Origin of the sequence: Marasmitruncus massiliensis, from assembly GCF_900186535.1 — a bacterium.
In the GTDB taxonomy this organism is placed as follows: domain Bacteria; phylum Bacillota; class Clostridia; order Oscillospirales; family Ruminococcaceae; genus Anaerotruncus; species Anaerotruncus massiliensis_A.
Window position 1 is genome coordinate 1,975,799 of sequence record NZ_FYDE01000005.1, and the last position, 19,274, is coordinate 1,995,072.

Genomic DNA, 19,274 nt, shown 5'->3' on the forward strand with positions numbered 1-19,274 from the left:
TGATTCCTCCAGTTCATTCTTCCAGAAGCTCTTTGTAAGAGCGGATATACCGGTCGCACAGCATTCGAATTTCTGCCTCGTCCTGCGAAGCGGATGCATCCTGTACGCCAATAACATAAAACCCGGCGGTTTTTGCGGTTTTTATGGCATGCAATGCATCCTCATAAACTGTGCAAGCTTCTATTGACGCTCCGAGTCTGCCAGCGGCCTGAAGATAGATGTCCGGGCTGTTCTTGCCGCTTCCCGCTTCGCCGCAATCCAGTATAAACGAAAAATACTGCAAAAGGCCAAGGCGTTTTAACGCAAGCACTGCAAGATTGGCGGGCGTCGCGGTTGCGATACAGAGCTTCTGACCGTATGTATGCAGCTTTTCCAGATAATCACGCACAAAAGGCTTTGCCTGAATCGTTTCGGCATACTCCCGCGTAATCATCTCATGAATCCCGTTCAGGATTTCTTCCACGGTGCCAGAGAGTCCCAAGTCATTGCGAAAATAGTCGGCGGATTCCCCGAGCGTTTGCGTTTTCAGGATTTCCAGCAGGTTTTCCGGCGGCCTGACCCCTCTGGACAGCAGATAATTCTTTCCGAGATTTCTCCATACCTGCATAGAATCCAGCAAGGTTCCGTCCAAATCAAAAATCGCGTACTGCCTTTCCATCTATGCCTCCTTCATTGCCTTTGCCAGCGCAAGGAGGTTTTTTGTGGCGGCTGCCGCATCCGGTTTCGCAAAAATTGCGGAAATCATCGAAATCCCGTCGATTCCACTACCTTTGAGCTGCATGAGATTTGTCTCATTGATTCCGCCGATTGCTACAACCGGAATCTCGACGCTGGCGCAGATCTCTTTGAGTTCTTCAAAAGTGACCTGATTTGCGTCTTTTTTGGTTGTCGTACCGAAAACGGCGCCCACACCGACGTAATCCGCACCGCTTTCCTTTGCAATCCGCGCCTGTTCGACTGTGCGGGCGGAAACGCCGATGATCTTATCCGGGCCAAACAGCTGCCGAAGATCCCGCGCCTGCATGTCGCTTTGCCCTACGTGAACGCCATCCGCACCACAGGCAATGGCGACCTCCACATCATCGTTGATCACAAACGGGACATGATACCGGTCGGTCAGCTTTTTGATTTCCTTTGCTTCCCGCAAAAAGTGTTCTTTATCCAGGTCTTTTTCCCGCAGCTGCAAAAAAGTGGCACCCGCCTGCAATACTTTCTCCACTTCACCGGCCAGACTTTTGCCGTTTAACCAGGTGCGGTCTGTAATTGCGTACAGCAGCAGGGAGTTCCTATCGAATTTCAAGCTTCATTCCTCCGTTCAGTTTCTCCGGTGTCAGATTGCTCATATAGTCAATCAGGTAGGTACGAAAGCTCAGGGTGCCGCCCTCCGTCCGAACGGTTTTGGCATGAGCCAGTTCCCCGCAAACCCCCATCGAGCAAACCGCGGCTGCGGCAGAGTCCAGAATCCTGTCGGGATTTGCGCCGCAGAACGCGCCGATCAAGGCAGTCAGCATACAGCCTGTGCCGGTAATGCGCGCCATCATCGGGTGCCCGTTCCGGATAACATATGCCTTCTCCCGGTCCGCCACAATATCGATAGCGCCGGAAATAGCGATGACAGCCCCCGTTTTCCGGCTCAATGTTTTCGCCATCTGGACTGCCTGATCAAGCGTATCCTCCCGCACGGTATCAAGGTCGTCCGCATCCACGCCTTTTGTGGAGCCGGAGCCAGTCGCAATTGCTTTGATTTCGGAGATATTCCCGCGGATTACGGAAAACCGGACCTCGCTTTCCAAACGGCGGTAAGCGTTTGTACGCAGCTTTGACGCACCCACCGCCACAGGATCAAGTACCACCGGATGCCCAAGTTCGTTGGCCTTTTTGCCCGCTGCGATCATCGCCTCCAAATCATCGCCGAGGGTACCCATATTTAGCACAAGGCTTTGGCACATCTCGGTGATCTCCCCTACTTCCCCCACGTCGTGCGCCATCGTCGGGGAGCCTCCGCTTGCAAGAACAATGTTGGCGCAGTCATTAACGGTTACAAAGTTGGTAATGCAATGAACGATAGGCTTTTGCTCTGCCAATCGGTTTAAAATTTCTTCAAACATGAATCTGCTCCTTTTCTTTTCCAATAAGCTTTGCACGCATGTCAGCAACACTCATTCTCCGGGAGACCGCTTTCAAAAACAGAAACGCAAGTAAGGCTCCCATTGCGGAAGACGGGATAAAAAACGGAATATAAGTAAATGGTGAGACATCCGGCAAGCCATAGAAGATCTTCATAATCGGGAAAGATACAATCGCGCTGATAATCCCTGTCCCGATGATTTCGCCGATCACCGCCATGAAAAGCCGGCCCGTCTTCCGATACAGAATTCCGGACAATCCTGCGCCAAATACCGCGCCTGTTACCGCGAGGATGGTACTCCCGTTCAAAAGCATGCGCATCCCGCCGGTCAGCGCGGCGCAGCAAACGGCACCGACAGGCCCAAGGAATACTGCGGAAATGACATTGACAAAATGCTGGAACGGCGCCATACGCGGAAAATAAACAAATGTGGACAGCACATACCCAAGGCTGGCCAAAAGCGCCGTGAAAACCATCTTTTTTAAATGAATCTGTTTCATATCTGTATCAATCTTTCCTTTTTCATAGTTTCTATTCCCTATTTTGTGTGGTATTTTCCTGTTTTTTTCTCAATACTCCATACACCCTCGGGATTATAACTGATTTTGACATAAGACATGACGCTCGGCGCCCCCGCGCGAATACAGATCAACTGGCATTCCTTTACAATTTCCATCAACTGGTCATAATCCCCCTCAATGGTTGTTTCAAATGGCCCCACAAAGGCATTCAGCCCGGTGCCTTTGATATAGGCAATCACTTCATCCACGATCCGGATGGTCTCTTCTCCCTTCGATTCCGGCAGGACCTGAATCGCTACGCTTGCATTATACATTTTATTTTCTGCCCCTTTCCTAAATAAAAAACACATTTCCGATCGCAATGATGCTTGCACGGAAATGTGTTATCTTTAACGAATTCCCTACGTTGGCATTATCCAAATCAGGTTTTTCGGGTCGAAATTTTAAATTTCCTCTCAGCTTGTACACACAGGCTCCCCGGTTATTCTTTTTTCCAGTTTATATTAGCACAGGTGCATAACGGTGTCAATACAATCAGGCGTATAATTGGATTGCCCAATTCACAGACTAGATAAGGGTGATAAAAATGAGTGATCTGCCGCTTGGCTTCGGAATGGCACTGGCGCAAAATGAGGGCGCTATGCAGTATTTTGCCACTTTGCCGGAACAAAAGAAACAGGAGATTATTTCGCACACGCATCAAATACATTCCCGTGATGAAATGCATGCTTTTGTGCAGAGTCTTAACAAACAGAAAATGAACTTTTAAGGAGGTTTCATAATGCAGGATTTTTTTACTGACAGTCCCGAAATGCAGCAATATTTCAACTCCCTGCCCGCCATTGTGCAGGAAACCCTGAAACAAAGCCATATGAAAATTCATTCTCTGGAAGAACTGAAAAAATGTGCGGAAAATCTGACCCGAGGCGAATAATATTCAAGATGGTCCGCCAGGTCAATTGGCGGGCCTCAACTTTTTCAGAACTGCTCGATAGAGCGCTGTTTACGCAGCGCACTCCGCTTTTCCCCCGCTTCCCAATCGAGCCTTTCCTGCGCTGTCTCAAGCTCCAACGCAGGCACGATTGCAGGCCGTTCCTGATCATCAAGCGCAACCATTGTTAAAAAAGCCCGGTTCACCAACTGTTTTTCACCATTCAGATGCTCCACAAAGGTATCTACACGCACTTCCATGGAGGTCATGCCCACGTAAGTTATCTGTCCGATCAGAACAATCGTATTATCCACATAAGCGGGCGCTTTAAAGTGCAGATGATCAATTGATACGGTAGTCACTTTACAATTGCTGTGGCGGCGCGCCACCACTCCGGCAACAATGTCAATCCATTCCACAAGCTGTCCGCCAAACAGCCGGTTGTAGCCGTTGATATGCTGCGGCATGATAATTTGTATCTGTTCTGTACGCGAATCCCGTACATGTTTGACTGGTCTTTGCATTTAGCCACTCCTTTGCGGTCAGAAAAATGATCATTGATCTTCATTTATTATAGCCGTTTGTATGTAAAATAGCAATAAAAAAGGGCTGCCGCGCAAAGCACAGCAGCCCCTGACAAGGGCGGCCTATGTAATGCCGCCCGCATCGCCCAATCCGAAACTAATGGAAAGCGCGTGGTTTACCTGTCCCATAGATCCATCGTCCAGGCGTCCCATTTTTTCTTTCAGGCGTTTTTTGTCAATGGTACGGATTTGTTCCAGCAATACCACCGAGTCCCTTGAGAGTCCGCAGGCCTGCGAATTGATCTCAATATGGGTTGGCAACTTTGATTTTTCCTTCTGGCTCGTGATTGCGGCCGCAATCACTGTAGGGCTGTAACGATTCCCGACATCGTTCTGAACGATCAAAACGGGCCGTACTCCGCCCTGTTCCGAACCTACTACCGGGCTTAAGTCCGCGTAGTAGATGTCCCCTCTTTTTACAGTCACGTCTATCACACTCCGTGGATTTCTTTGGTTCGTAAACTTCCACTGGTAGTTTGAACGATACCGGCACGGTTTAATCATAGGGCGAAAACTTTCCGTACCTTTTACATTCTATTGATAGGCGTCCTGTTTTGACAATAACAGGGCCTGTACCATGCGGTACAGGCCCTGTTATTTTTATAGGTTTCATTCCAGAATTTTGAAATTCAGAATCTCCATTTCCAGTTCACTTGCAGGAATCGACAACTTTAAAATATTTCCGTTGTCCCGGTCAATCACCAGAGAAAAAGAGCCCTCGTCCAGTTCGCCTTTTACGATTAATTGCTTCTCTTTCTGCTCCACGGTAACTCCGTTATCACTCATGGCTGAATTGAGCGCCGAGACGACAAGGCTGGATGCGGCTTTTCCGGGCAGAGTGTCGGGAAGAAAATCAAAATGCATATCTTTGTAGTCAACCGCAACTTTATCCGTATAGTAAGTCAGCTTAAAATCCTTCAGGTTCTCAGGGTTTTCGAACCGCACCGTTGCGCAGTTCATCGGTTTTTTGTAAATGGTCATTACCGTCTCAAAATCGTGATAGTTCACCTTTGCAGTCGTTTCATAAGATTTGCTCAGGTTTTCCTGAATTTGTGCCTGTTCCTGCGCATTCAATTTTTCTGTGCCGCAAGCGGAAAGCCCGATTGCCAGCACCGCCGAAACTACGGCAAGAACCAATTTCCACCGCAACGATTCATTCCCCCCGACCGTAATTTCATAGGATTAAGATCACCGGTTATTTTCCAGAAACACCTGTGGCAGCGCCTGAATCACATCACGCGCCAGCATGCCGTACTGCGAATAATTACGGGCAGCCATATCGCCTGCGGCGCCATGCAGCCAGACGCCGGATGCCGCCGCAATCTCCGGAGAAATTCCCTGCGCGGCAAGCGCGCCGATGATACCGGCCAGGACATCCCCGCTGCCGGCCTTCGCCAATCCGGCATTTCCGGTTGTGTTGATCAGCACCTGCCCATCGGCGCTTACGGTGTTGGTATAGGCGTCTTTTAAAACCAGCGTTACTTGATATTCCCGGGCAAAAGCGCGTCCGACTGTCAGCGCGTCACGCCTGAGCTGTTCCAACGGAGCGCCTGTCAGCCTTGAAAGCTCCATCAGATGGGGCGTCAGCACCACAGGACCGCACGCCTGTTTCAGTATATCTATATTCCGGGAAACTGCGTTTATGCCATCCGCATCCAAGATCAGGGGACATTTGGTCTTGCGCACCAAATCAAAAATAATGCTTTGGGCATCCTCGGAATCTCCCATGCCATTCCCCGCCAAAACCGCAGAGCTTTTTTGAACGACAGACAATATCTCCGGAATGGACTCGTAGGAAAGCGCTCCTGAATCCGTCGTTTTCAGCGGCAGCATCACGCACTCCAAAAGTTCCGGAAGAGCGGTCCGGCAGACCTCGCCGGAGGAAGCCAGCGTGACATAACCGGCACCGGTGCGCATTCCCGCGAGAGAAGACAGAATTGCCGCACCCATATAGTTTTGTGAGCCGGCCACGTTCAGCAGCTTGCCGTAATCCCCTTTATGCGTCCGGCGGCGGCGCTTTTGCAGATGGCTGAACACATATTCCTGATCTACCATCGTAAATTCTGAATGGATACCTTCATGTGCTTCCTCAGGTATCCCGATATCGGCCAGCACCACCTTGCCGCAGTATTCCTCCGATGCAGGGAACGCGCTGGCAGGCTTCCCACTATCAAATACCACCGTCATTGCCGCCCTCACAGCGAAGCTGTCGGCAAAGCCGGTGTCAGAGGTAACGCCGCTTGGGATATCCAGCGCTACTGTATCCACATCAACTCCGTTCATGAGCCGGCAGATATCCCTGTGCCGGTCATCCAGCTCGCCGTGAAATCCTGTCCCATAGATGGCGTCGATCAGAATATCCGTTTCCGCCAGCCGTTCAGCAAGATAGTGTGGGTCCACTCCATATTCTGAAATCGCAATATCCATCATGCGGATCATTTCATACATGGATTTTGCCTGTTCCGTACGCGGAGCCCCGTCAGTCAGAACCACCGCAACGTTTGCACCAGCCTGGCACAGTCTTCTCGCTGCCACAAATCCGTCCCCGCCATTGTTGCCCCTGCCACAGAAAATGGTAACATAGCGGCCGTCGACTTCATACTCGCGCCGTATCGCCATTGCCGCCGCGCTGCCCGCATTTTCCATTAACCGCTCCATGGACAATCCGCAGGAAACAGCGTTCTGCTCAATGGCTTTCATCTGTTCGGCTGTTACAATGCGCATGAAAAACACTCCTTTGTTTCTGACATTTATAATTTTTATTATAGCACAGGAAATGTCCGTAAAAAAGCGAATGATAAGTAAATTATTCCTTTGCAGGGCTTGACTTTGCTGTTTTCTGCTGTTATAATTTACTGGTTAACCGGGGGAGTATTCTGCCTTGCGGTATAACATCCTTGCTCTGCCCATCAGAGGCAGGGCCTAAAGTCCAAAAGGAGGTGTTCAAATGGCACAGCTTAGAGCAAACTACGAGACTGTGATGGTATTCAGTGTAAAAAACGGTGAGGAAAGCGTTAACGCCCTTGTTGAAAAATTCAACAAGCTGATTTCCGATAATGCAACAATCATCAGTGTGGATACTTGGGGACAGCGTCCTCTTGCCTATCCCATCAATGATGAAACTGTTGCGTATTATGTGGTTGTTAACTTCAATTCCACCCCCGATTTTCCGGCCGAGCTTGATCGTATCTATAAGATCACTGACGGCGTCCTGCGCAGCCTGATCGTTGCGAAAGAAGAAGTTCCCGCTGCGAAGGAACCTGCAAAAGAACCTGTAAAGGAAGCATAAGACAAGGAGTGTTGCGCAATGTTAAATAGAGCGATTCTGATGGGACGTCTGGTTGCCGATCCGGAACTCAGGCAAACCCCAAACGGTATATCTGTCGTTTCTTTCACCATTGCGATTGACCGCAGCTTTTCCCGTGACCGTGAGCGCCAGACTGATTTTATCGACGTTGTTGCGTGGAGGCAAACTGCTGAATTCGTATCTAAATATTTTTCCAAAGGGAAAATGATTATTGTCGAAGGCGGCATCCAGACCCGCACATATGAAGACAAGCAGGGTAATAAGCGTAAAGCGGTTGAGGTTGTTGCTGACAACGTTCAGTTTGGAGAAAGCAAAAACGCTTCCGGAGGTACTTCTGCTCCGGCGTTTAATCCCCCGGCTCCGGCTGCCCCCGCAGAGCCTTCTGTCACATACGCCAGTGGTGATGTGGGCGACTTCTCTGAAATGGCCGGTGATTCCGACGATCTGCCTTTCTAATGAGCGTGCTTCGCTTTTTTGATTCTTAAGCGCACTGAATCAATCTATTATCAGTATAAGGAGGTTTGTATTTATGGCTTACGAGAGGTCTGACAGAGACAACAGAGATAGCAGAGGTCCTCGCTCCGGCGGCAGAAAAGGCAGAAAAAAAGTCTGCTCTTTCTGCGTTGATAAGCTTGGCCCTATTGATTATAAGGATGTTCCCCGCCTGAGAAGATATCTCAGCGAGCGTGCAAAGATCGTTCCCCGCCGTGTGACTGGTACTTGTGCACACCATCAGCGTGAACTGACCATTGCAATTAAGCGCGCCCGTCATCTGGGTCTGCTGCCTTATGTCAGTGATTAATTGGTGATAAAGCAAAACCTCCGGACATGTTCCGGAGGTTTTTTGTTTTTCAAAATGTCAGTTGCCTTCCAATTTGTTGAGGATCAGTTTTTCCAAAATGACAGAAAAAGCCTCGTTCTCCTCTTTCCCCCTTTTTTTGGTATTCGCTGTCCTTCCGCCCGCACGGCGCACCTTTTGGCCTAAAAAACGTTCAAACAACAATCGGTCCATGTTATCCGCACTGTATAGCAGCCCGTTCTGGTTCAAAGCGTGCGCACCTTTTCCAAGCGCCATGGCGGCCACGCCATAGTCCTGGGTGACAACAATATCTTCTGGTGAAAGCAGGTTAATCAGCTTAATATCTACACTGTCACGTGCCTTGTCTACCGTAATCACCGTGCTGTATCCATCATCTAATATATGGCTGGTATCTATCAGCATAATAACCGGCAGACTATATTTTTTCGCAATCCTGACAATCTGTTCCTTGACAGGACACGCATCTGCATCTACTAAAATTCGCATGATTCCTCCTAAAAAGACAGGGCCGCCCGCTTGCGGCCCTGTCTTTTATGCTAGTTTTACACTGCCTTTTTGACTAAAAGTGCCGATGTTGTAGCTGGCGATGTTTCCCGGCGAAAACGCGTAAAGCAGATCGCCAATGATCAACCCGCGATTGAGTGGGCCGAACCGGTTGTTCCCGGTTCCTGAATCCTGGCGTAAATTGGCTTTCAGCGTAAACCCGTTTTGTCTATTATATGAAAACACATAATAGCTGTCAACATTACGGCCCTGATTGTCCACGGTATTCACCGGCAGGCCAAGCAGATTGCGGCTTTCATCACATAGAACCGCACGATGATTGTCAAGCGCTTCTGAATAGTATTCGCCGCCGTCAATCTGGTATTCCTGTATTTTTTTCATATCAAGTGGATCTGAACTGTCAAATAAGCTCAAATTAATACCGGCAACCGTTCCGTCCTGGCCGATATTGCGGCCGATCCCGATCAGCAGCCCATCCCCCACTGGATGCAGATATTCCGGAAGCCCTGATAATTTCAGCTGCCCAAGAAGTACAGGTTTTTGAGGATCAGAGAGGTCGATCACAAAGACCGGATCGCCCTGGCGGTAGGTAACCAGATAGGCGGTATCTCCTACATAGCGAACGGATTGAACAGTCTCGCCCGGGGCTAGTCCTTCAGCCTTGCCGATGCATTGCATTTCTGCGTCAAGCACATAGAGGCTATTTGTCGTACCGCCATCCGACTGAGTTGCGGTTACAGCGATTCGCAGTCTGCCATCCGATGATTCACTAAGCGCAAACTGCCCATAAGGGGAACCTGTCACAGTACCGTCCGCCACAAGCCTAACCTGACTTTTGTTCACGGAAAAACGGATAATCCTGGTGATTTCAAAGTTTTGGCTGCCACTTGCCTGCTGAAAATCCGTACGATAGAGGTATAGGTTATTTGGTGACATATAGATGCCGTCACTGCCGCCAAGGATCGCCTGTGTCGCGGATTTACCGGAGCTCGTATCCATAGCGGAGATCACCGTATAGCTGGCGCGATCAGAATTTGGCAGAATCGCAATCTGATCGGCAGAGAGCAGCTGCGCTCTTGATGACGTACTATCGTATACTGCCGGGACGAGGCTGCTGAGTTGAGCGTTTTGCATGTCGAACGCAGGGGAAATGCTATAGCTGCTCACAATATAAAGTACGCCGCTTTCCATGCGCGATGAAATATAATTGCCGTTTTGTGCGAAAGTTTTGATCATTTTAGGGGCTGAGGGGTCAGAGAGATCAAAGACACAAACCTGCACAGCTTCAGTCGCCTGCACATCCGTACGGCTCATATTTTGGTCGGTAGCCGAAGGGTTTTTCTGCTGAAGCTGCCTGACCAAGCTGTCATCGGTCGCGCCTACAATTGTCACCTCCGGTAATTTTTCCTGCGGGATAGCATCCGGAGCATTTTCTACTGTAATTAAACGGTCATCACTGACATAGAATTCGGAAACATCATCATCTACCTGTATTTTTGCGGTAACTTTCATTTTCGCAGCATCGGTAACATAGATATAAGAGCCGACTGAATCATTTTCAGCAAGACTATATAAATAAGCTCCATCCGTCTTTACAATATCCGCCTCATCGACCCCGTCTTCCTGAACATTGGTGCCGGTGTACCCGCTCCCGGCAATTTGATCGGAGTTAAGCGAAGCGCTTGTAAAGAGTTCTATTTTTGAGCTTTTCAGTTCAGGTTGCTGTTCCGTTGTCTCCTGAGAATAGACTTCGTCCGCTGCTTCGTTCCCTTCTGTATTCCGTACTGCGTAACGATCCATGCCGCCGCCTATCCTGAAAGCGGCATCCCGCAGCTGTGTATAATTGTCGGCGTAATCAACCCCGCCACCCGCATTTAAATCATCTGCCGCCTCATTGGGTTGTACAGCAGCCTTGCCGGAATCCGAATCCGATTCCTGTCCGGGCGCACCGCCACCCGTATCTCCGCCGCCCATGCCTGCACGGTCCTCCAACGCGCGCAATGCATATTCCGGAGCAAGTTGCGTGTCGGCCGCTTCCTTTGAGACTGACATCTCAGAAGAAACCATGGATGAGGACTTGCTGCCCGTCCCTCTTAAAGCGTAGACAGAACCTGCGACAACCACAAAACAGGCTGCAATCGCTGCCAATGGTTTCAGCCATAGCACTTTATGGTTCTTTTCTACCTTTGGCTCCTGTTCAACTTTCTCAAGCAGCTTTAGCATAGAGTCCGCTTCGAGTGAATGCGGAAGCCGGATTTCGCGATTTAACTTGTCAAATTGTCCGCGCAGAAATTCCAAATCCTGTTCCATTTCCAATTTTTTATCCGGATTCAACCCATTCACTCCTTTCCCTGACCTTCAAGCTGCACGCGCAGCTTTTTTAAGGTACGGTGCAGTTTAGAACTGACCGTTCCCTGAGGGGCGCCGAGAATTTCAGCGGTTTCCCGCACAGTATATCCTTGAACCACAGCCAGGGCCACGATTTCACGTTCCTGATGAGACAGCATTTCCAGCGCATGAAGCAACGCAATGCGGTTGGAAGAACTTTCTTCCACATTGTTTCCCTCTTCGCTCAGATCCAGGAAGTCATCAATATCCAACTGGTTTCTGCCGGAAATGTACTGCCCGATCTTTCGTTTGCAGCGAATCGACAAAATTCGCATAATCCATGGCTTAAAACTGTTGTCATCCCGCAAATTTTTAATTCCTTTATAAGCCTCTATAAAAGTTTCACTCACCACATCCTGCGCGTCGTGCGCGTTTCCCAGCGAATAAAGTGCAACCTTATAGAGGTCATCGGCAATCTGCCGATAAACCTCAGCAAAACTCTCCTTATCGCCCAGCCGTGCCTGCTTCACCGCGTTTATATCAACTACCATCACTTACCACCATTTTGCATGCAACGGTTCACTCATAAAGTGGACTCCATCTATCATTTTACTGCATCCTCTCCAGAACAAATTTTGGAAAAAGGGCATGCCGTCTGCATCTTCCGGCATGCCCTATATTATATCATATTTTCTTTTGCTAGCCAATCAATATTATTCCTCAACAATTTCCTCATCAGATATGTCGGCAGGATGTTCCACCCTTAATATCGCGTAAGCGCAGGTGGTAACCACCGCTAAAAAATTTGCCAGCAGATTAATCTGTTCCTCTGACAGACTATCGCAAAGAATATTGGCGACCGTGGCAGCGGCATAAATAAACTGTGCGCCCTGCCCTGTTCTTCTGCAAACCGTGTTTTTATTACTCTCGCTCTTTTTTATTTTCTTTACTTCACGCAGAGCTTCCAATATTTCTTCTGTACTGATATTTTCCAAGCCTTTGGAATCGAAACCTGAACTCACGCCGCATACCACCTCCATACTATTCTATGCTTTGAGTGATATCGATGAGCCAAAAAAAGAGCGGCAGCTTTTATGCTGCCGTTCAAACAGGACCTAGTTCTTTGCGCCGATATCCCTGCGGTAGTGTACGCCCCCGAAGGATATTTTTTCCGCGGCCTGATAAGCTTTTTTCAGCGCATCGTTTCCGGTCGGTGCAGTTGCCACTAGCCCAAGGACGCGCCCTCCCGCGGTTTTATAAACGCCGTCCTCGAATTTTGTTCCCGCGTGATAGATGGTGGCACCTTCCATCTGACCCTGCTGATTCAGCCCCGAAATCGGGAAGCCTGTCTGATAGCTCACAGGATAACCCCCGCTTGCCAGAACAACGCAGGCCGCATGCAAATCAGAAAATTCCACCTTCACTTTATCAAGACGCTTATCCCAAACCGCAAGCATAATCTCCAGCAGATCGGTTTTCAAAAGCGGCAGCACTACCTGCGTCTCAGGGTCGCCAAAGCGGCAGTTGTATTCTATCACATACGGGCCTTTGGGAGTAATCATCAGCCCAAAAAACAGGCAACCTGAAAATGGCCTGCCTTCCGCTTTCATCGCTTCAACCGTAGGCTGGAAGATCGTCTTCATGCAGCGTTCGGCTATTTCAGCTGTATAATGCCGGTTGGGCGCCACTGTTCCCATCCCGCCGGTATTTAACCCCTGATCATGATCCAGCGCGCGTTTATGGTCCATAGCGGACACCATGGGGACAATCGTATTTCCGTCGCAGAATGCCAGCACGCTTGCTTCGGGTCCGGTTAAAAATTCCTCAATCACCACACGGTTACCCGAAGCGCCGAACACCTTGTCCTCCATAATGGAATGGATTCCCTCCTCGGCCTCGCTCATGCTGTTTACAATCAGCACACCTTTTCCCAGTGCCAGTCCGTCCGCTTTTATGACAACGGGAAACTGTCCGCGCGCTCTGATATAGGAAACCGCATCCGCCGCATCGTCGAAGGTCTCGTAGGTTGCGGTGGGAATCCCATATTTTTTCATTAGATTTTTGGAAAAAACCTTGCTCCCCTCAATCTGGGCCGCAGCAGCGGTCGGTCCGAACGTTTTTATGCCGGCATTATTCATCGCGTCAACCATACCGAACACCAGCGGATCATCCGGAGTTACAACAGCAAAATCAATTTTCTTCTCTTTTGCAATTGCGACCATGCCCTGCACATCGCATGCTTTTACAGGCAGGCAAACCGCGTCTGCCGCAATACCGCCGTTGCCCGGCGCGCAGTAAATAGTCTGGGCAAGAGGATTTTCTTTCAGTTTGCGGATGATTGCATGCTCACGCCCGCCGGAACCAATTACTAAAATATTCACTGGACGGCCTCCTATCAATTCAATGGTGGAACAGACGGACACCTGTAAAGGCCATCGCAATTCCATATTTATCGCAGGTGTCGATCACGTTGTCGTCGCGGATGGAACCGCCCGGCTGTGCAATGTATTGCACGCCGGAACGATGCGCGCGTTCGATATTATCGCCGAACGGGAAAAAGGCGTCGGAGCCGAGAGATACGCCTGTCAGCCGGTTCAGCCATGCGCGTTTTTCTTCTCTGGTGAATACTTCCGGTTTCTCTGTAAAAAAGTTTTCCCAGATACCGTCCGCCAGTACATCCATGTAATCGTCGGAAAGATAAACATCAATCGTGTTATCGCGGTCCGGCCGGCGGATATCCGCTTTGAAGGGCAAGGACAGCACTTTGGGGTTCTGGCGCAGCCACCAGATGTCCGCCTTGTTGCCGGCCAGGCGGGTACAATGAATCCGGGACTGCTGACCCGCCCCAATGCCGATTGCCTGTCCGTCCTTAACATAGCATACCGAGTTCGATTGTGTATACTTTAACGTGATAAGCGCAATTAAAAGGTCCCGTTTAGCCTGTTTAGGCAGATCCTTGTTCTTTGTGATCAGGTTTCCCAGCAGAGATTCGTCCAGTCTGATCTCGTTTCTCCCCTGCTCAAAGGTTATGCCGTAAACATCCTTGCGCTCTATCGACGCAGGAACATAATCGGGGTCTATTTTCACGACGTTGTAGCCACCCTTGCGCTTTGTTTTCAGAATTTTAAGCGCTTCGTCGGTATAACCCGGTGCGATGATGCCGTCGGAAACCTCGCGCGCCAGCAAAGTTGCCGTTTCGGCGTCACAGATATCGGATAGCGCCGCCCAGTCTCCATAACTGCTCATGCGGTCTGCGCCTCTGGCCCGCGCGTAAGCACTGGCTATCGGGGAAAGCTTTAGATCCTCCACAAAGCAAATCCGCTTTTCCACAGGGGAAAGCGGCAACCCCACAGCCGCACCGGCCGGGCTGACATGCTTAAAAGAAGCGGCAGACGGAAGCCCTGTGGCCGCTTTCAGCTCCCGGACCAGCTGCCAGCTGTTGAACGCATCCAGAAAATTGATATACCCCGGCTTTCCGTTGAGTACTTCGACCGGCAGTTCTCCGTCCTGCATAGAAATACGTGCCGGCTTCTGATTTGGATTACAGCCGTATTTTAATTCCAGTTCCCGCGCCATCATGCTGCCTCCTCAATGATTTTTATTGATGATTCGCGTTTCGTACGTTCCGTCCGCGAGACTGATAAAGCGGATGAACAGCGAAACCTTGTTTTCCTGATTCAGGCTCTCCCAGACTGAACTGGAAAGCGCGTCGATGCCGCCTTTTAACGACACCTCTTCCGGTTCCCCGGAAAAAGAGGGAATCGGGCTGCCGTCGCAGCGATAAGTATGGATAAAATGGCCTGTTCCCGCTGCTGTGCTGTCATATTCATAGAAGAAGCGTCGGATAAAATCGGAATCCCCGTCCGCGCTTTTCAAAATGGAAAACCGGTAGCCGGAATTCTGTACCAGGCCGGAGATGCGCGGTGTAAAATTGGGTGCGTCCGGCTCAAAGGTGCGGGTGCGCAAAGCGTCACCAAATGTTTTTCCCAGACGGAGGAAGTCCTGAATCGTGTCCGTCTGGTCGCCGTTGGTTACAATGGTTGCGCCGTCTAAAACACGGACCGGATGGTAAATAATCAGGCTGGGGTCAGTTAGTTTTGCCGGGTCAAACGCCTGCGTACGGATACCGTCCCCGTCGGTTACAAAAATGCGGTTCCGGCTGTTCTCGCTGCGGCCCATAATGAAATAGACAACCACCATGCTCTTTGCGTCTTCACTGCGCCCGATCACGATTCCTCTTCCCGGATACGCATTCTCTTTCAATAGCGCCTCTATTGGGGAAAGCTGCTTCATCTGCTCCACTCCCTCTCATTACTTGATTTTGCCTTCGCAGAAAAGCGAAACCGCTCTGGGAAGCAGTTCCCATTCGGCCTGTTCCATAACCCTTTTCTGCAGGGTTTCCGGCGTGTCGCCCTCTTCGACCGGAACCGCCTTTTGTAAAATAATCTGCCCGCCGTCGGTCACCTGATCGACAAAGTGAACGGTAGCCCCCGTTACCTTAACGCCGTAACGCAACGCTTCCTCATGAACTTTTAATCCGTAAAACCCGTCCCCGCAAAAGGAGGGAATCAGCGACGGGTGCACATTGATGATCCGGCGGTCGTATGCCTGAACGACCGTCTCGCCAAGGATGCACAGGAATCCGGCCAGTACCACCAGATCGGCCTGCAGTTTCCGCAGCTCCGCTAAAAGCGCCGAATCATAATCCTCGCGGGAAGAAAAACTCCTGCGCGACAGAACCACCGCAGGTATTCCGGCTTTTTTCGCGCGCTCCAAGGCGAAAACGTCTTCCCTGGAACTGATCACGCCCACAATCTCGCCGTTCTTGATCTCTCCCCGGTCCTGTGCGTCAATCAGCGCCTGCAGATTGGTCCCGCCGCCGGAAACCAACACCACAACTCTTTTCAGCATAGCTCGATTCCCTTTTCGCCGTTCTCGATAAAGCCGATCACGTGGGCATCTTCCCCGTTTGCGTTCAGAATCTCCACCGCTTTTTGCGCATCCTGCTTGCCGACAATTAAAATCATGCCGGTGCCCATATTGAAGGTGTTGTACATATCGCGCTCCGGAATTTTTCCGGTTTTTTGAATGATATCGAAAATCGGCAGAGTGCCGGCAGTTTTTTTGCTGATCTTCGCGCGTTTCCCCTCAGGTAAAGCGCGGGGAATATTTTCATAAAATCCGCCGCCGGTGATATGGGAGACGGATTTCACCGTCAGCTGTTCCATAACGGCAAGGACCGGCTTCACATAGATTTTTGTGGGTGCGAGCAACGCTTCGCCGAGCGACATGCCAAGTTCGTCATAGCGCTTGTTTAGGCCGCCGTTGTTTTCGACATCGAACACCTTGCGCACCAGAGAAAATCCATTGGAATGAACGCCGCTTGAGCGGATACCTACCAGCACATCCCCCGCCGCCACAGAATTTTTATCCAGAATACGGGATTTGTCCACCGCGCCTACCGCGAATCCGGCGAGATCATACTCATCCTCCGGATAAAATCCCGGCATCTCGGCGGTTTCGCCGCCGTTCAGGACACAGCCGGCCTGCACGCACCCTTCCGCGACGCCCGACACAATGGACGCGATTTTTTCGGGGAGATTCTTGCCGCAGGCGATATAATCCAAAAACAGCAGGGGCTTTGCTCCGCAGCAGATGATATCATTGACACACATTGCCACGCAGTCAATGCCCACGGTATCATGCTTGTCCATCAAGAATGCAAGCTTCAGCTTCGTGCCGACGCCATCCGTTCCGGCGCACAGCACCGGATGAGGCATCCCCGACAGATCCAGCTCAAACAGGCCGCCGAAGCCGCCGATATCGCCCAGAAGCCCGGGAAGCGCGGTGCGGGCGACATGCTGTTTCATCAGCTCGACCGCCCTGTATCCGGCAGTAACGTCGACACCTGCCGCCTTATAGGAATCGGAATAGCTATTCTCCATCTGATTCTACCTCCTGCTTTCCATGGTGCCCAATTTTCATCTCAAACTTGTCTTTCTGCATTTCATCGGGTACTTTGATGGGATATTCCCCGGTAAAGCAGCCAACGCAGAAACCGCAGCCTGCGCCTTCCGCAATCGACTTCACGCCTTCCACACTCAGGTAGTTGAGCGAATCCACGCCGATCTCCTTTGCGATTTCCGGAACCGAAAGCCTGCATGCAATCAGCTTGTCACGGCTGTCGATATCTGTCCCGAAAAAACATGGATTCTTGAAAGGCGGCGCCGAAACAGCAAAGTGGACCTCTGTCGCGCCCGCTTCACGCAGCAGATGCACGATTCGCGCGCAGGTGGTGCCGCGCACGATAGAGTCATCCACCAGTACGACCCGCTTCCCGCGCACGGTTTCGGAGATGACATTCAATTTAATCCGTACAGAATTTTCTCGCTGTCCCTGAGACGGCTGGATGAAAGTCCGTCCGACATAGCGGTTCTTGATAAAACCGACCCCATACGGAATTCCCGATTCCTTCGAATAGCCCAATGCGGCATCCAGCCCCGAGTCCGGAACACCGATGACCACGTCGGCATCCACAGGCTGTTCCCGATAGAGAATCCTGCCGGCTTTCTGACGGGCCGCGTGAACGCTGACTCCTTCTATGACAGAATCGGGACGTGCAAAATAAACATATTCAAACACACAGATGCTGCCCTTGTTCCCACAGTGGGCTTTGATGCTGCGCAGCTGTCCGTCTTCAGCAACAACGATTTCACCCGGCTCCATATCGCGCAGGAACTGCGCTCCCACACTGTCCAGCGCGCAGGATTCCGAAGCAAAAACATAGCCGCCGTCTTCCAGCCTTCCGATGCAGAGCGGGCGGAACCCGTTCGGGTCACGCGCGGCAATGAGCTTCTTTGGGGACATGATGATCAGGGAATACGCGCCCTTGATGGAATACATCGCTTTGGCGACCGCTTCTTCAATGCTGGGGGACATCAGACGCTCACGCGTAATCAGATAACTGATGACCTCCGTATCGTTGGTCGTATGAAAAATTGCGCCGTTCAGTTCCAGCTGTCTGCGCAGTTCGGGGGCATTTACAAGGTTGCCGTTGTGCGCAAGCGCCATGGTTCCTTTGCAATGGCGCACTACCAATGGCTGGGCGTTAACCGCGTTGGAATTACCCGTGGTGGAATAGCGGCAGTGCCCCACGGCCATGGTTCCCTGCCCCAGTTTTTCCAGCGCGTCTTTATTGAACACCTCGGGAACAAGGCCCAGGTTTTTATAACAGTTAATTACGCCGTCGTCATTCACCGCGATACCGCAGCTTTCCTGTCCGCGGTGCTGGAGCGCATAGAGCGCAAAATAGGTGCTTGTCGCCACATCGGCGCGGCGGGTTTCATAGATACCGAACACCCCGCACTCCTCATGGAGTTTATCAAACATGGATCCATCTCCTCACAAACTTCGGCGCAGCAGCCGTAAACGGGTTCTTATTCACCCAGCAGACGCTTGAGAATCTCATGGTAAGCGCCTTCCACACCGCCCATGTCGCGGCGGAAACGGTCCTTGTCCAGTTTTTCACCGGTCGTACTGTCCCAGAACCGGCAGGTATCGGGCGAAATTTCATCCGCGAGGATGATCTTCCCGTCCGGGGTTTTACCGAATTCCAATTTAAAATCAATCAGTTCAATATTCAGGTCTTTGAGATATGCGGCGAGGATTTCGTTAATCTTAAACGCATAATCCGCAATTGTTTTCAGTTCCTGCGGAGTTGCCAGTTCCATTGCAAACACGTGATAATCATTGATCATCGGGTCGCCAAGCGCATCATCTTTATAGCTGTATTCAAGAACTGTTTTCGCCAGCTTGGTTCCCTCGGGGATGCCGAGGCGTTTGGAAAGGGAACCTGCCGCAATATTGCGCACAATCACTTCGATCGGCACAATGGAGACCTTTTTTACTACCGTTTCGCGATCAGAAATCTGCTCGATCACATGTGTGGGCACGCCGTGCCCTTCCAGCATTTTCATCAGATGGTTAGAAACTTTATTATTGATGATGCCCTTTTCCGCAATGGTACCCTTTTTCAAACCGTTAAACGCAGTTGCATCGTCCTTATACTCCACAATGTATGCATTCGGATCGTCTGTTTTAAAAACCTTTTTTGCTTTTCCCTCATAAAGCTGTTCCAACTTTTTCATTTCA

Annotated in this window: 25 protein-coding genes and 1 riboswitch; of the genes, 5 read left to right on the top strand and 20 right to left on the bottom strand. The window is 50.6% G+C overall.

Features of this window, described 5'->3' with window-relative positions; translation table 11 throughout:
- Positions 1 to 13 precede the first annotated feature (13 nt).
- From C1A10_RS17590 to C1A10_RS17610, 5 genes are read right to left on the bottom strand one after another with little or no spacing between them, the layout of a single operon-like run.
- The gene (locus tag C1A10_RS17590; RefSeq protein ID WP_101911494.1) at positions 14 to 658 is read right to left on the bottom strand and encodes an HAD family hydrolase; all 645 of its coding nucleotides are present in this window, start codon (positions 656 to 658) and stop codon (positions 14 to 16) included.
- On the bottom strand, positions 659 to 1,300 hold the full coding sequence (gene thiE, locus C1A10_RS17595; protein WP_101911495.1) for a thiamine phosphate synthase: 642 nt from the start codon (positions 1,298 to 1,300) through the stop codon (positions 659 to 661).
- The gene (gene thiM / locus C1A10_RS17600) at positions 1,287 to 2,108 is read right to left on the bottom strand and encodes a hydroxyethylthiazole kinase (protein ID WP_101911496.1); all 822 of its coding nucleotides are present in this window, start codon (positions 2,106 to 2,108) and stop codon (positions 1,287 to 1,289) included. The genes thiE and thiM overlap by 14 nt, the downstream gene beginning before the upstream one ends.
- A complete protein-coding gene (thiW, locus tag C1A10_RS17605; RefSeq protein WP_101911497.1) occupies positions 2,101 to 2,628 on the bottom strand; it encodes an energy coupling factor transporter S component ThiW in 528 nt (175 codons plus the stop codon). The genes thiM and thiW overlap by 8 nt, the downstream gene beginning before the upstream one ends.
- Positions 2,629 to 2,666: 38 nt before the next feature.
- A complete protein-coding gene (locus tag C1A10_RS17610) occupies positions 2,667 to 2,963 on the bottom strand; it encodes a thiamine-binding protein (protein ID WP_101911498.1) in 297 nt (98 codons plus the stop codon).
- A gap of 67 nt (positions 2,964 to 3,030) precedes the next feature.
- Positions 3,031 to 3,139: riboswitch (TPP riboswitch) on the bottom strand.
- Between the two features lie 96 nt (positions 3,140 to 3,235).
- On the opposite strand from C1A10_RS17610, the gene C1A10_RS17615 reads away from it, so the two are divergent.
- Both C1A10_RS17615 and C1A10_RS18620 read left to right on the top strand, forming a co-directional pair.
- Positions 3,236 to 3,418, top strand: coding sequence for a hypothetical protein (locus C1A10_RS17615; protein WP_101911499.1), 183 nt, complete (start codon positions 3,236 to 3,238; stop codon positions 3,416 to 3,418).
- Positions 3,419 to 3,430: 12 nt separating this feature from the next.
- Positions 3,431 to 3,583, top strand: a complete 153-nt coding sequence (locus tag C1A10_RS18620) for a hypothetical protein (protein WP_180951207.1) — start codon at positions 3,431 to 3,433, stop codon at positions 3,581 to 3,583.
- Between the two features lie 44 nt (positions 3,584 to 3,627).
- Here the strand turns inward: C1A10_RS18620 and C1A10_RS17620 are convergent, their stop codons facing one another.
- The 4 genes from C1A10_RS17620 to C1A10_RS17635 all read right to left on the bottom strand — a co-directional run bounded on the left by C1A10_RS17620 (position 3,628) and on the right by C1A10_RS17635 (position 6,888).
- Positions 3,628 to 4,104, bottom strand: coding sequence for an acyl-CoA thioesterase (locus C1A10_RS17620; protein WP_101911500.1), 477 nt, complete (start codon positions 4,102 to 4,104; stop codon positions 3,628 to 3,630).
- A 123-nt stretch (positions 4,105 to 4,227) separates the two neighbouring features.
- Entirely contained in the window at positions 4,228 to 4,590 is a 363-nt protein-coding gene (locus C1A10_RS17625) for a type II toxin-antitoxin system PemK/MazF family toxin (RefSeq protein WP_101911501.1), read from the bottom strand.
- 183 nt (positions 4,591 to 4,773) lie between these two features.
- On the bottom strand, positions 4,774 to 5,313 hold the full coding sequence (locus C1A10_RS17630) for a hypothetical protein (protein ID WP_101911502.1): 540 nt from the start codon (positions 5,311 to 5,313) through the stop codon (positions 4,774 to 4,776).
- 39 nt (positions 5,314 to 5,352) lie between these two features.
- A complete protein-coding gene (locus tag C1A10_RS17635; RefSeq protein WP_101911503.1) occupies positions 5,353 to 6,888 on the bottom strand; it encodes an NAD(P)H-hydrate dehydratase in 1,536 nt (511 codons plus the stop codon).
- A gap of 223 nt (positions 6,889 to 7,111) precedes the next feature.
- Between C1A10_RS17635 and rpsF the strand changes: the two genes are divergently transcribed.
- The 3 genes from rpsF (at position 7,112) to rpsR (ending at position 8,273) form a co-directional block, all read left to right on the top strand.
- Entirely contained in the window at positions 7,112 to 7,453 is a 342-nt protein-coding gene (gene rpsF, locus C1A10_RS17640) for a 30S ribosomal protein S6 (protein WP_101911504.1), read from the top strand.
- A gap of 18 nt (positions 7,454 to 7,471) precedes the next feature.
- On the top strand, positions 7,472 to 7,927 hold the full coding sequence (locus C1A10_RS17645) for a single-stranded DNA-binding protein (RefSeq protein WP_101911505.1): 456 nt from the start codon (positions 7,472 to 7,474) through the stop codon (positions 7,925 to 7,927).
- Between the two features lie 73 nt (positions 7,928 to 8,000).
- Positions 8,001 to 8,273, top strand: coding sequence for a 30S ribosomal protein S18 (gene rpsR, locus C1A10_RS17650; protein WP_101911506.1), 273 nt, complete (start codon positions 8,001 to 8,003; stop codon positions 8,271 to 8,273).
- A gap of 57 nt (positions 8,274 to 8,330) precedes the next feature.
- On the opposite strand, the gene C1A10_RS17655 is transcribed toward rpsR, so the two are convergent.
- From C1A10_RS17655 to purC, 11 genes are all read right to left on the bottom strand, one after another.
- Complete coding sequence (locus C1A10_RS17655; RefSeq protein WP_101911507.1) at positions 8,331 to 8,777, bottom strand: YaiI/YqxD family protein; 447 nt, start codon at positions 8,775 to 8,777, stop codon at positions 8,331 to 8,333.
- A 45-nt stretch (positions 8,778 to 8,822) separates the two neighbouring features.
- The gene (locus tag C1A10_RS17660) at positions 8,823 to 11,129 is read right to left on the bottom strand and encodes a beta-propeller domain-containing protein (protein ID WP_101911508.1); all 2,307 of its coding nucleotides are present in this window, start codon (positions 11,127 to 11,129) and stop codon (positions 8,823 to 8,825) included.
- Between the two features lie 5 nt (positions 11,130 to 11,134).
- Entirely contained in the window at positions 11,135 to 11,674 is a 540-nt protein-coding gene (locus tag C1A10_RS17665) for an RNA polymerase sigma factor (protein WP_101911509.1), read from the bottom strand.
- A gap of 162 nt (positions 11,675 to 11,836) precedes the next feature.
- Positions 11,837 to 12,145: a hypothetical protein gene (locus C1A10_RS17670; protein ID WP_145997765.1), complete on the bottom strand. Its 309-nt coding sequence runs from the start codon at positions 12,143 to 12,145 to the stop codon at positions 11,837 to 11,839.
- A 93-nt stretch (positions 12,146 to 12,238) separates the two neighbouring features.
- Positions 12,239 to 13,504, bottom strand: a complete 1,266-nt coding sequence (gene purD, locus C1A10_RS17675) for a phosphoribosylamine--glycine ligase (protein WP_101911511.1) — start codon at positions 13,502 to 13,504, stop codon at positions 12,239 to 12,241.
- Between the two features lie 19 nt (positions 13,505 to 13,523).
- Positions 13,524 to 14,699 carry a phosphoribosylaminoimidazolecarboxamide formyltransferase gene (locus tag C1A10_RS17680; protein ID WP_101911512.1) on the bottom strand — a complete coding sequence of 392 codons (1,176 nt, stop codon included), beginning with the start codon at positions 14,697 to 14,699 and terminating at the stop codon, positions 13,524 to 13,526.
- A gap of 12 nt (positions 14,700 to 14,711) precedes the next feature.
- Positions 14,712 to 15,416 carry an IMP cyclohydrolase gene (locus tag C1A10_RS17685; protein ID WP_101911513.1) on the bottom strand — a complete coding sequence of 235 codons (705 nt, stop codon included), beginning with the start codon at positions 15,414 to 15,416 and terminating at the stop codon, positions 14,712 to 14,714.
- A gap of 18 nt (positions 15,417 to 15,434) precedes the next feature.
- The gene (gene purN / locus C1A10_RS17690) at positions 15,435 to 16,031 is read right to left on the bottom strand and encodes a phosphoribosylglycinamide formyltransferase (RefSeq protein ID WP_101911734.1); all 597 of its coding nucleotides are present in this window, start codon (positions 16,029 to 16,031) and stop codon (positions 15,435 to 15,437) included.
- Positions 16,028 to 17,068 carry a phosphoribosylformylglycinamidine cyclo-ligase gene (gene purM / locus C1A10_RS17695; RefSeq protein ID WP_101911514.1) on the bottom strand — a complete coding sequence of 347 codons (1,041 nt, stop codon included), beginning with the start codon at positions 17,066 to 17,068 and terminating at the stop codon, positions 16,028 to 16,030. The genes purN and purM overlap by 4 nt, the downstream gene beginning before the upstream one ends.
- Positions 17,058 to 18,512, bottom strand: coding sequence for an amidophosphoribosyltransferase (gene purF / locus C1A10_RS17700; protein WP_101911515.1), 1,455 nt, complete (start codon positions 18,510 to 18,512; stop codon positions 17,058 to 17,060). The genes purM and purF overlap by 11 nt, the downstream gene beginning before the upstream one ends.
- A gap of 47 nt (positions 18,513 to 18,559) precedes the next feature.
- Entirely contained in the window at positions 18,560 to 19,270 is a 711-nt protein-coding gene (purC, locus tag C1A10_RS17705) for a phosphoribosylaminoimidazolesuccinocarboxamide synthase (RefSeq protein ID WP_101911516.1), read from the bottom strand.
- Positions 19,271 to 19,274 lie beyond the last annotated feature (4 nt).

Bases quoted from the DNA above. Each gene is read 5' to 3' on its own strand.
- C1A10_RS17680 (WP_101911512.1), bottom strand. From the start codon at position 14,699: ATGGCGCGGGAACTGGAATTAAAATACGGCTGTAATCCAAATCAGAAG.
- purF (WP_101911515.1), bottom strand. From the start codon at position 18,512: ATGTTTGATAAACTCCATGAGGAGTGCGGGGTGTTCGGTATCTATGAA.
- C1A10_RS17635 (WP_101911503.1), bottom strand. From the start codon at position 6,888: ATGCGCATTGTAACAGCCGAACAGATGAAAGCCATTGAGCAGAACGCT.
- C1A10_RS17645 (WP_101911505.1), top strand. From the start codon at position 7,472: ATGTTAAATAGAGCGATTCTGATGGGACGTCTGGTTGCCGATCCGGAA.
- C1A10_RS17685 (WP_101911513.1), bottom strand. From the start codon at position 15,416: ATGAAGCAGCTTTCCCCAATAGAGGCGCTATTGAAAGAGAATGCGTAT.
- purC (WP_101911516.1), bottom strand. From the start codon at position 19,270: ATGAAAAAGTTGGAACAGCTTTATGAGGGAAAAGCAAAAAAGGTTTTT.
- C1A10_RS18620 (WP_180951207.1), top strand. From the start codon at position 3,431: ATGCAGGATTTTTTTACTGACAGTCCCGAAATGCAGCAATATTTCAAC.
- rpsF (WP_101911504.1), top strand. From the start codon at position 7,112: ATGGCACAGCTTAGAGCAAACTACGAGACTGTGATGGTATTCAGTGTA.
- C1A10_RS17590 (WP_101911494.1), bottom strand. From the start codon at position 658: ATGGAAAGGCAGTACGCGATTTTTGATTTGGACGGAACCTTGCTGGAT.
- C1A10_RS17615 (WP_101911499.1), top strand. From the start codon at position 3,236: ATGAGTGATCTGCCGCTTGGCTTCGGAATGGCACTGGCGCAAAATGAG.
- purM (WP_101911514.1), bottom strand. From the start codon at position 17,068: ATGGAGAATAGCTATTCCGATTCCTATAAGGCGGCAGGTGTCGACGTT.
- rpsR (WP_101911506.1), top strand. From the start codon at position 8,001: ATGGCTTACGAGAGGTCTGACAGAGACAACAGAGATAGCAGAGGTCCT.
- thiM (WP_101911496.1), bottom strand. From the start codon at position 2,108: ATGTTTGAAGAAATTTTAAACCGATTGGCAGAGCAAAAGCCTATCGTT.
- C1A10_RS17665 (WP_101911509.1), bottom strand. From the start codon at position 11,674: ATGGTAGTTGATATAAACGCGGTGAAGCAGGCACGGCTGGGCGATAAG.
- C1A10_RS17610 (WP_101911498.1), bottom strand. From the start codon at position 2,963: ATGTATAATGCAAGCGTAGCGATTCAGGTCCTGCCGGAATCGAAGGGA.
- C1A10_RS17620 (WP_101911500.1), bottom strand. From the start codon at position 4,104: ATGCAAAGACCAGTCAAACATGTACGGGATTCGCGTACAGAACAGATA.
- thiW (WP_101911497.1), bottom strand. From the start codon at position 2,628: ATGAAACAGATTCATTTAAAAAAGATGGTTTTCACGGCGCTTTTGGCC.
- C1A10_RS17655 (WP_101911507.1), bottom strand. From the start codon at position 8,777: ATGCGAATTTTAGTAGATGCAGATGCGTGTCCTGTCAAGGAACAGATT.